This window comes from Actinomadura sp. 3N407, from assembly GCF_052245875.1.
Lineage (GTDB): Bacteria > Actinomycetota > Actinomycetes > Streptosporangiales > Streptosporangiaceae > Spirillospora.
Window position 1 is genome coordinate 1 of the sequence record NZ_JBQQBP010000048.1, and the last position, 9,520, is coordinate 9,520.

Sequence of the window (9,520 nt, forward strand, 5' to 3'; positions counted from 1 at the left end):
TTCATTCTGCGAACGGGTACCGGACCCCTCTTGAGGTCCACACCGAGTACCTGGACCGGCAGCAAGCAGCGTAGATCTGCCCGCAGATCACCATCAGTCAGCTGTCCGGAAAGCGCGGGGCCCCTCAACCACCTCGACCAGGTCTACGGCACCCAACTGTCACCCGAGACCGTCTCGCGCATCACCGACCAGGTGATGGAGGAGGTCAAGACCTGGCAGCGCCGCCCGCTCGACCCCATCTACCCCGTGGTGTTCCTGGACGCCCTCATGGTCAAGGTCAGAGACAACCACGTCGTGCACAACAAGCCCGCCTACCTGGCGGTCGGGATCGACACCGACGGCGACAAACACGTCCTGGGCATCTGGGTCCCCAAAGCAGGCGACGGCCCGGCCGGCCCGCGCGGCATCGGGGAGGGCGCCGCGTTCTGGCGCAGCGTGGTCACCGACCTGCGCAACCGCGGCGTCACCGACATCCTCATCGCCTGCTGCGACGGCCTGGCCGGGTTCGAGGACGCCATCACCTCGGCGTTCCCGCACACCACCGTCCAGTCGTGCGTGGTGCACCTGATCAGAAACAGCCTGCGCCCCGTCCCGCGCAAACACCGCGCCGCGGTGGCGGCCGAGCTGAAGAAGATCTACACCGCGCCCGACGCCGACGCCGCCCTGGACGCCCTCGCCGCGTTCGCCGACACCGAACTGGGCAAACGGTATCCCCAGAGCGTGAAGGTCTGGGAAGCGACCTGGGAACGGTTCACCCCGTTCCTGGCCTTCACCCCCGCCGTCCGCAAACTGCTCTACACCACCAACAGCATCGAGTCCCTCAACTACCAGCTCCGCAAGGTCACCAAGGCCCGCGGGCACTTCCCCACCGACGACGCCGTGGTCAAGCTGCTATGGCTGGCCATCGTCAACATCGAGGACAAACGCGCCCGCCAACGCGCCGCCCGCGCCCAACAAGACGGCACCGAACCGGCTACCCCGCCCGGCTCATCGAAGGCCAGAAAACCTACGGGTGGACCGAAGCCCTCAACGAACTCGCCTACGCCTACCCAGACCGCATCCAGTAAAGACAACCAGACCCACCACAAGATCATCTTTACACACTTCGAGTTACAAGCTCCTACCCGTATACGTCCTCTGATCTGCAAGAACAGTTTTTCTAGTTCAGTCAACAGGTAGGAGGGCGGGATTGGCGCGGCCGTACATCTGTCTTTTGATCATTTCTATGCGGTTGACGTGTCCTTCGACGGGTCCGGAGCTGTAGGGCAGGGTGAGTCCGGCGGTGACGGCGTCCTGGTCGCGGCGCAGCCCGGTGACGAAGGAGCGCAGTTCGGGCAGGTCGTCACCGGCAACGGTGGTCATCCAGGTCACCTACCGGGCCAGCGCCTTCACGGATTGGATGCTGTTGGTGATCTTGGGGATCTTGGGGATCGTCAGTCGGGCAGGGGTGTGTGGAGTCGTCGGCAGAGTTGCTGGAAGGGGCTGGTCGGACGTGGGGGCTGGTCCGGAGTGGTGCCGGGTGGGTAGCACTCGGCGAGCCGGATGATGTTGGTGCCGGCGGCGGTGAGGACGTGCTGGACGTGGGTTTTGGCCAGGCCGTGGTAGCGGCAGTGCCGCAGGCCGTGGGCGTGGACGGTCTCCGACACGGTGGCCTCACAGCCGGCGCGTGAGGCGTAGCGGTCCTGCCACTGGCGCGTTTGCTGCTCGGCCCGCGTCTGGGTTTGGATCTTTTGCAGGGGTTCGGGGAGCAGGGTGAGGTGGCGTCCTTTGCCGTCGGCGTTGCCGGTGCAGGCCAGGCGGTCGGTGCAGGCCCGGCAGGCTTGGCGGGGGAACAGCACCGACAGGTAGGCGCGTCCGTCGCCGGTGGCCGGTTTCCAGGGTGGGCTGGTCACCCCGCGTGGGCAGGTGAGGGTGTGCGCCTGCCAGTCGATGCGGAAGTCGGCCTTGGTGAAGCCCGGCCGCTGTGCGCCCCGAGGGTCGGCTCGCACCGGGCCGAGCAGGGTGGTGCCCCACCGGGTGGCGGCGTGGTGAATGGTGTCGGGGGTGACATAGCCGCCGTCGACCAGGTGCTCGCGCGGTGCCAGGCCGCGGGTGGCCAGGCCCTGATGGATGGCCTCCAGGGCGTCGATGTCCTGCTCGGGTGCGGGCCGGGTCACCACGTGCACGATGACGTTCGGGCCGTCATCGTCGCAGGTCTCGCTCTGATGGTCGCGGTAGCCGATCCACTCGGCCTTGTCCGGCGATGCAGCCGTTGCTCCGCCCTTGCGGCAGAAGCGGGCCTCGGGATCGTGCGGGGACAGGATCTCCAGCCCCGCCCACGGCACCCGGGCCGAGGCCGGGTCCGGCCGTCCACGGACCGCCTCGGGAGTGGTGCGGCGGCGTGGGGTGTCGTGGCGGCTCTGCCGGTCCCGGGTGGACTTGGGCCCGCGCCAGGCCAGGGCGCCGTCCTCCTGGGTCCAGTACTGCTGCACCCACACCCGCCGCAGCACCTGCACTTTGGGCAGCTCACGCAGCCGCAGTGGAGCGCCGGCGGCATACACCGCCTCCAGGATCTGGATCCCGTTGGCGCCGACCTGCAGCACCCATGCGGCCAGCTCGTCCTTGCCGCGGGGCAGCCGGTCATAGCGGATCGGGGCGGTGGTAACGCCGTGCCCACTCCGCCGTGACCAGGGCGGCCAGCCACTGCTCATCCGCGGCGGCCAGCTCCTCCAGCGCGGCACGCAGCGTCTCACCCACCAACTCGGCCCGGTTCAGCCGCCGCACCGCCGCCAGCACATGGGTGGAATCGGTGCGCACCCGCCCGCGCCGCTTGACCAGCCCGGCAGCCACCAGCCGATCCACCATCACCGCCAGCAGCCCATCGGCCCGGTCGCCCTCGGCCATCCGGTTCCGGAACTCACACAGCACTGAATGATCAAACCCTGGGTCGGTCAGCTCCAGGCCCAAGGCGTACTTCCAGTCGATCCGGCACCGCACCGCCAGCGCGGCCTGCCGATCGGTCAGGTTCTCGGCGTACTGCAGCACCGACACCAGCGCCAGCACCACCGGCGACAACCCACGCCGCCCATCGGCCGGGAACCAACCGACGAAGTCGTCATCGATGAACAGACCCGCCAGCCGATCACGGATCCACATCGCCGGCGTCCCACCGGGATTGCTGGCCCACGCCGCCCGCACCGTCTCCGCCGGGACCACCCGCCCGGCACCGCGTCCCATCGACACCACTGGCACCTCACCAACGGCGCGGACCGAAAGGCGCGGCATGCTCCCTCAGCCAAGCATCTCTGCCTCGAGATCGCCACAACCCCCAAGATCACCAACAGCATCCGGATTGTGTGCCAGAGCCAGTTTTCACCCGTCGTCGACAGTCGTAGCGACCCTCGCCGGTCGTCTCCTTGTCCGACTTGCTCAGGTTGACGCCAGGGCGAAAGAGTCAGCGATCACGAGTTGTCCAAACGACAACGTCGTAACTGCCGCACCTATCTGTGGTGTACCCCCTAGGGGGTACAACCCCGCCCACCTGGACCCGATGACCGGCCCGAATCCGAGGGCGTCCGGAGCTGGGCCAGAGCTTCTTCAGCAGCTTTCCTGGCGGTGAAGCCGCCGCGGCGGATCCGCCGGCGATGGCGTCAGGGCCGGATCGACGTCACCGTGTTGCCGATGTCGTTCGTCCTGCGCCGTATGTCAAGGCATCCGGCAGCGCCCAGACCACGCCGGGACGAACGAGCATCCGGGCCTCGAAGACGAACGGCATCGGGCTCGTTCGCATCTACGGGCTGGACCAGGAACCGTCGCCTGGACGCGGCTTCACTGCTCGGTCTCGAGGACGACCTCGTCGGCGAAGCACCAGGCCCAGGCTTCCCCGGGCTCGATGGACGCAGCAATGGGATGGCCGGTGGTGCGGTAGTGGGTTGAGGCGTGCCGGTTGGCCGAAGAATCGCAGCAGCCGACATTGCCGCAGATCAGGCACATCCGCAGATGCAACCAGGCATCGCCGGTCAGCAGACACTCCTTGCATCCGGTGCCGGTAGGTGTGACTTCCTGGACCTGTTCCACATGCTGGCAGTCGTTCATCCCGTCCTCCTGAGGGCGAGCTTGGCAGAGCGTTGGGAACCGAATGGGAGACGAACGATGAACCGTGTCCGCCCGGGATGGGAGTAGGCCTCAATCGTCCCGCCATGCCTTTCGGCGACGATCCGGTGGACGATGTGCAGGCCGAGCCCCGTCCCGGCGCCGGTGTCCTTGGTGGTGAAGAACGGTTCGAAGAGCCGGTGCCGGTTCTCCGGGGGGATCCCGGGGCCGTCGTCGACGATCTCCACGGTGAGGTGGGTGCGGTCGTGGCACGCGATGATCGTCAGGGTGCCCCTGGCGCCCATCGCCGCTATCGCGTTATCGATGAGGTTGGTCCAGACCTGATTGAGCTCGGCTCCCCTGGCTTGGATCTCGGGGAGGTCGGCGGCGTAGTCCCGATGCACGGAGACCTGGTTCAGCTTCGCGGACAGCATCCGCAGCGTGGAGTCCAGACCGACCCGGACGTCGACCTGCTGGACAGGGGCGCGGCCTAGCTGGGTGTAGGTGCGCACGTCGTCCACCAGAGCGCAGATGCGGGCGATGCTGCTGGTCAGGTCGCTGGTCAGCGCTTGGACCCGGGCACGAGCGCAGGTGTAGGTGAGAGCGCGGCCGATTCCCTCGGCGCCCGCCGCCGCGAGCAGGCCGTCGAGCCAGTGGGGGCCGGCTCCGGCGTCGGCGAGCAGGCCCGTCTCATCGCCCACCGGCTGGTAACCGTGCATGTCGAACCAGTCGCTGATCTGGTCCTCGCGTTCGGACGAGGCCAGCCCGGACAGCGGGTGGTGCGAGCGTCCCGGCAGCGGTGCGTCGAACTCGGCGTCGCGGCTGTGCCGGGCCCAGTCGATGGCCGCTCGTTCCAGCACGGCAGCGGCGGCGTCGAGTTCGTTGGCCGCCCGGCTCGCCGCGGCCGCGGGGTTGTTGAGCTCGTGCGCGAGCCCGGCCGCCATGGTGCCCAGAGCGCTGAGCGTGTCCCGTTCGCAGACCCGCGTCTCCTCGGCCCGGATGCGCCAGGACAGAACCGGAAGCATCTGCTGGGCGAGGCTGGGGCAGCGCACGAGCATCTCTTCGAACGCCGCCCTCCTCAGTTCGCCGACTCGGCTCGGCAGGGTGGCGGTGGCCGTGGCGACGAACGGCTCGCCGGTCAGCAACTGCACCTCGCCGAAGAAGAAGTTCGCCGCGATCGGCTTGTCCGGATCCATGCGGTCGTCAACCCGATGTCGGTTGAGCACCTCCTGCCGGTGCCCGGTCCCCCGGGTCAGCGTCAGCTCGCCGACGAGCAGAATGAACAGGCTGTCGGGGCAACTACCCTCGGTGAAGACCGTCTCCCCGGGAGACAGCTCGCGTACGGTCATCACGTCGGCGACCCAGGCGAGCTGCTGCTCGTCGCACGTGGAGAACGGGGGGAGCGTGCGCAGATCGGCGATGCCGAAGCCGTTCATGACGCCGCCAGGTACTGGTGGACGAAGGCGACGGCCATCGCTCCGTCGCCGACGGCCGAGGCGACGCGTCTCATCGCACCGCTGCGGACGTCGCCCGCCGCCATGACCCCGGGGATGCTGGTCTCCAGCAGGAACGGCGGGCGGCCGAGCGACCAGCGGCACCGAGCCAGCCGTTCGTCGCCGATGTCACCGCCGGTGGCGACGAAGCCGTGGCCGTCCCGGACGAGCCGGCCGGGCAGCCAGTCGGTGCGCGGCGCGGCGCCGATGAACGTGAAGACGGCGTCGGCGGCCACGACCTCGACGCCTTCCGCCGTGGAGGCGGAGACCGCCTCCACCCGGGTGTCGCCATGGACCTCCAGCACGCTGGTGTCCAGCCGCACCTCGATGCCGGGCGTCGCGCGGATCTGGTCGATGAGGTACGCGGACATCCGCTTCTCCAGGCTGTCCCCGCGCACCAGCATGACCACCCGGGCGGCGTACTTCGCGAAGTACAGGGCGGCCTGCCCGGCCGAGTTCGCGCCGCCGATCACGAGCACGGTCTGGTCGGTGCACGACATCGCCTCGGCCAGCGCCGCGCCGTAGTACAGGCCGGCTCCCTCGAGCCGGTTCGCGCCTGGGATGCGGAGCCGGTTGTAGCTGACGCCCATGGTCAGGATGACGGTCTGGGCGAGGACTTCGGAGCCGTCCGCGAGCGACAGCGTCTTGACACCGTCGTCGACCGCGAACGCGCAGGCCTCCTGCGGGGTCAGCAGCTCGGCGCCGAGCCGGCGTGCCTGCGCCGTCGCTCTGCGGGCCAGGTCTCCGCCGGACAGCCCGGAGGGAAAACCGAGGTAGTTCTCGATCCGTGAGCTGGTGCCCGCCTGACCGCCCGGGGCCTGGCCGTCGACGACCAGGGTCCGCAGCCCCTCGGAGGCGCCGTAGACGGCCGCCGCCAGCCCGGCAGGTCCGGCGCCCACGATCATCAGGTCGTAGGCCCTGCGCTTGGCGACGGTGGCCAGCCCCAGCCTGGGCGCCAGTTGCACGGGGGTCGGCGCGTTCAGTTGCGCGCCGTCGGGAAAGGTGACCGACGGCAGCCGGGTACCGGCCGCGACCAGATCCGGGCGGGCGTCGGCGTCGGTGAACCGGAAGGGCGCCAGATGCTGGGTCAGGAAGTCGCGGACGGCATGGGTGTCGGCGTTGAAGCGCTGCCCGAGGACGTGGATGCCGTCCCAGACGTCCGTCCGGCCGGCCTGCCAGTCCGACAGCAGGTCGTCCAGGACGGGGTAGAGCCGTTCCTCGGGCGGATCCCACGGTTTGATCAGGTAGTGGTCGAGCTTGGCCGTGTTGATGGCGCCGATGGCCGCGTTGGTATCGGCGTACGCGGTCAGCAGGACCCTGCGCGCGTTAGGGAACAGCCCGAGTGACCGGGTGAGGAATTCCACACCGGTGGTGTCGGGCATCCGCTGGTCCGAGAGGAGGAGAGCGGCCTGCTCCCCCCGCTCGGCCAGTTCGTCCAGGATGCGCATGGCCTCCGCCGCCGAGCCCGCGGTGACGATCCGGTACTGGTCGGCGTAGGTCCGGCGCAGGTCCCGCCGGACGGCGCGCAGGACGTGCGGGTCGTCGTCGACGGCGAGCATCACCGGTCGCCGGACCTGGAGCGTGGGTTGGGACGCGACGTTCATGGCGTTCGGGCTCCCGGGAGTGGCGGGGCCGGCCGGGGGCACCCGGCCGGCCGGCGAGCGGGTCACGTGGTCAGGTCGCCCATGTGGTCCCTGACCTGGTCGGCGTGGGCGGGGGAGGCGACCAGGCAGGAGAGGAAGTCCTGCTGTGCCTCCTCCTGGTGACCGAGGCGCAGGTGGCAGACGCCGCGCTGGTAGCGCGCCTCGGGGTCGTCGGAGGTGCCCAGCAGCCGGTCGAAGTCCTCGATCGCCGCGGCGTGCCGGCCGTGCCGCTGCCGCGCGAGCGCCCGGTTGAACCGGATCGCGGGGTCGTCGTCGAGGCCGACGGCCCGGTCCAGGTCGCTGAGGGCGGCGTCCAGGTCTCCGGCCTGGTAGGCCAGCGCGCCGCGGGTCGCCCACGCCTCGGCCAGCCCGGGCGCGGCTTCGACCGAGGCCGACAGCGCCGCCTTCGCGGCCGGAATGTCGTCGTCCTCGGCCAGCAGTCGGCCGCGCAGGCACAACAGGTGCGGGTCCGACGGCGCGAGCGCCAGGCCCTCGTCGACGTCGCGCCGGGCGTGGGCGCCCTCGCCCATGTCGCACAGGATTCCGGCCCGGTTCACGTAGGCGTCGACCATCGATGGGTCGAGCATGACGGCGTGGCCGAAGTCCGCGAGCGCCCCATCCAGGTCGCCCAGGTCCGCGCGGATGTTGCCGCGGTTGTAGAAGACCTCGGGGTAAGGCGGGCCCAGTCGGGCGGCCTGATCGTAGTCGGCCAGCGCCTCGGCCGGGTGGCCGAGGTGCTGGTGGAGGACGGCGCGCTCGAAGTAGGCGCGCGGTTCGTTCGGGTCGATCGCGATGGCCGCGGTGTAGTCGGCGATAGCCTGCTCGTGGTCGCCGAGCCGGCTCCGAACCTCGGCCTGCTGCATGCGCATCACCAGCCGCTGCAGCATGTGCTCATCCCGGCCGAACGTTTCGTCCAGTGTGAGCAGTCCGGTTTCGAGCAGGCGCAGCGCCTCGCGCGGGTCGGTGCCGGCTTCGATCAGTGCCAGGCCGAGTTGGTTCTGCGCCTGGACGAGTGCGCGCCGCCGATCGTCCGGCAGCTGGTCCGCTTCGGCCATCGCCTGGACGAGCAGGTCGCGGGCCCGGCCGAGATCCCGGCTCGCGGGATGATTGGCCGCGATCGCCGCGGCGGTGCGGTGCGCGCTGATCCGCGCCGGAGCCGACACCTCGCGGTCCTTGATCTCCGTCAGCAGCGCGTCGGCCTCGTCGAAGCGGTCGAGCATGATCAGGGATGCGCAGATCCAGGCGTTCACCGCCTCCCAGACCTCGGAGCGCCCGTTTCGGTCCGCGATGACCCGTGCGCGGCGGGCCAGGTCCAGCGCCGCGTCGTAGAAGCCCATGCGAACGCAGTGGTCGGCCGCCTCCACGAGCGTGTCCAGGCCGGCCCCGGCCGGGTCACCGCCGTGCTCGCGGTGGAAAGCGAGGGCGCCCAGCGATGCGGGGAACTCGCCGGCGGCCGCGAGCTCGGCGGCACGGGCGTCGTGCAGGGCCGCACGCCGGTCCGCCGACAGCCGGTGGTAGGAGGCAGGGGCGTCGCCGGTACCGTCTCGCTCGACGTACGCCTCGGGGTCGTCCCCCCGTGCATCCGGCGTCCCGGAGTTCCCCTCGACGACCTGAGCGGTCGCCTCCAACGCGGCCAGCAGCGCAGCCGTCGCCGGAGCGTCCGGTTCGGGAAGGTCCGTCGAGGCGGTGACGACCGTCAGCACGGCGGGGTCCAGCCTGCGCAACAGGACGGCCAGGAACTCGTGGTCGGTCGGGTCGGCCTCGTGCACGTTGTCCACGACGAGCGAGAGCGGTCCCGTGTCGAGCGCCAGCGCGTAGTCGTGGAAGAATTGGGCCAGGCCGTTGGCGATCGACATCGTCCGGGCGGCCGGGTGGAACTGCGTACGGCCGATCGAGGGCTCACTCGTCATCAACGGCGGCCGGTGCTCGATGCAGGCGGAAAGCTCCGGAGCGGCGGCGACGATCTCGGTGCCGTGCACGGCGGCGAGCTCCGGCCACCGGTCCACCGCGGCGGGCACCACGGCCCGCAGCAGCGTCCCGGCCGCGGTGTACGGGCCGCGCAGGCGCCGGTGGGCGTCCGCGGAGGCCAGGGTGGGCGTCGGCGGCAGGGCGGCGATCGGCTCGGTGCGGTCATGGTGCGCGATCGAGCGGATCCAGTAGTGGGAGTGGTCGGTCATGATGTTCCTAATCAGTCTCACGGAGTCGGCCGTCGCGGCAGCGGTCCCGCCATGCGACGGTCGCGGCGACGGCCAGTTGCGCGATGATGAGCGTGAGGAAGAGGGCGGAGTCGAGGAGGTGTCCGCCGGACGTCAC

7 protein-coding genes and 1 pseudogene are annotated in these 9,520 nt (G+C 70.2%); 1 reads left to right on the plus strand and 7 read right to left on the minus strand.

Features of this window, described 5'->3' with window-relative positions:
* Window positions 1-123 precede the first annotated feature (123 nt).
* Window positions 124-1,067, plus strand: a pseudogene (locus ACTWPP_RS44565) (IS256 family transposase); the annotation flags it as partial.
* Window positions 1,068-1,164: 97 nt separating this feature from the next.
* Here ACTWPP_RS44565 and ACTWPP_RS44570 read toward each other — a convergent pair.
* The 7 genes from ACTWPP_RS44570 to ACTWPP_RS44600 form a co-directional block, all read right to left on the minus strand.
* A complete protein-coding gene (locus ACTWPP_RS44570) occupies window positions 1,165-1,371 on the minus strand; it encodes a transposase (RefSeq protein ID WP_443110545.1) in 207 nt (68 codons plus the stop codon).
* Window positions 1,372-1,433: 62 nt separating this feature from the next.
* Window positions 1,434-2,690 carry a transposase gene (locus ACTWPP_RS44575; protein ID WP_443110546.1) on the minus strand — a complete coding sequence of 419 codons (1,257 nt, stop codon included), beginning with the start codon at window positions 2,688-2,690 and terminating at the stop codon, window positions 1,434-1,436.
* Window positions 2,620-3,264, minus strand: a complete 645-nt coding sequence (locus ACTWPP_RS44580) for a transposase (protein ID WP_443110547.1) — start codon at window positions 3,262-3,264, stop codon at window positions 2,620-2,622. The genes ACTWPP_RS44575 and ACTWPP_RS44580 overlap by 71 nt, the downstream gene beginning before the upstream one ends.
* A 543-nt stretch (window positions 3,265-3,807) precedes the next feature.
* Window positions 3,808-4,074: a UBP-type zinc finger domain-containing protein gene (locus ACTWPP_RS44585; protein ID WP_443110548.1), complete on the minus strand. Its 267-nt coding sequence runs from the start codon at window positions 4,072-4,074 to the stop codon at window positions 3,808-3,810.
* Window positions 4,071-5,507, minus strand: coding sequence for a sensor histidine kinase (locus ACTWPP_RS44590; protein WP_443110549.1), 1,437 nt, complete (start codon window positions 5,505-5,507; stop codon window positions 4,071-4,073). Before ACTWPP_RS44590 ends, ACTWPP_RS44585 begins: the two co-directional genes overlap by 4 nt.
* Window positions 5,504-7,168, minus strand: a complete 1,665-nt coding sequence (locus ACTWPP_RS44595; protein WP_443110550.1) for an FAD-dependent oxidoreductase — start codon at window positions 7,166-7,168, stop codon at window positions 5,504-5,506. Before ACTWPP_RS44595 ends, ACTWPP_RS44590 begins: the two co-directional genes overlap by 4 nt.
* A gap of 62 nt (window positions 7,169-7,230) precedes the next feature.
* A complete protein-coding gene (locus tag ACTWPP_RS44600; RefSeq protein ID WP_443110551.1) occupies window positions 7,231-9,384 on the minus strand; it encodes a tetratricopeptide repeat protein in 2,154 nt (717 codons plus the stop codon).
* Window positions 9,385-9,520 lie beyond the last annotated feature (136 nt).

Excerpts from the sequence above, each read along its gene's own strand:
- ACTWPP_RS44575 (WP_443110546.1), bottom strand. The coding sequence starts at position 2,690 with ATGAGCAGTGGCTGGCCGCCCTGGTCACGGCGGAGTGGGCACGGCGTT.
- ACTWPP_RS44580 (WP_443110547.1), bottom strand. The coding sequence starts at position 3,264 with ATGCCGCGCCTTTCGGTCCGCGCCGTTGGTGAGGTGCCAGTGGTGTCG.
- ACTWPP_RS44585 (WP_443110548.1), bottom strand. The coding sequence starts at position 4,074 with ATGAACGACTGCCAGCATGTGGAACAGGTCCAGGAAGTCACACCTACC.
- ACTWPP_RS44590 (WP_443110549.1), bottom strand. The coding sequence starts at position 5,507 with ATGAACGGCTTCGGCATCGCCGATCTGCGCACGCTCCCCCCGTTCTCC.
- ACTWPP_RS44595 (WP_443110550.1), bottom strand. The coding sequence starts at position 7,168 with ATGAACGTCGCGTCCCAACCCACGCTCCAGGTCCGGCGACCGGTGATG.
- ACTWPP_RS44600 (WP_443110551.1), bottom strand. The coding sequence starts at position 9,384 with ATGACCGACCACTCCCACTACTGGATCCGCTCGATCGCGCACCATGAC.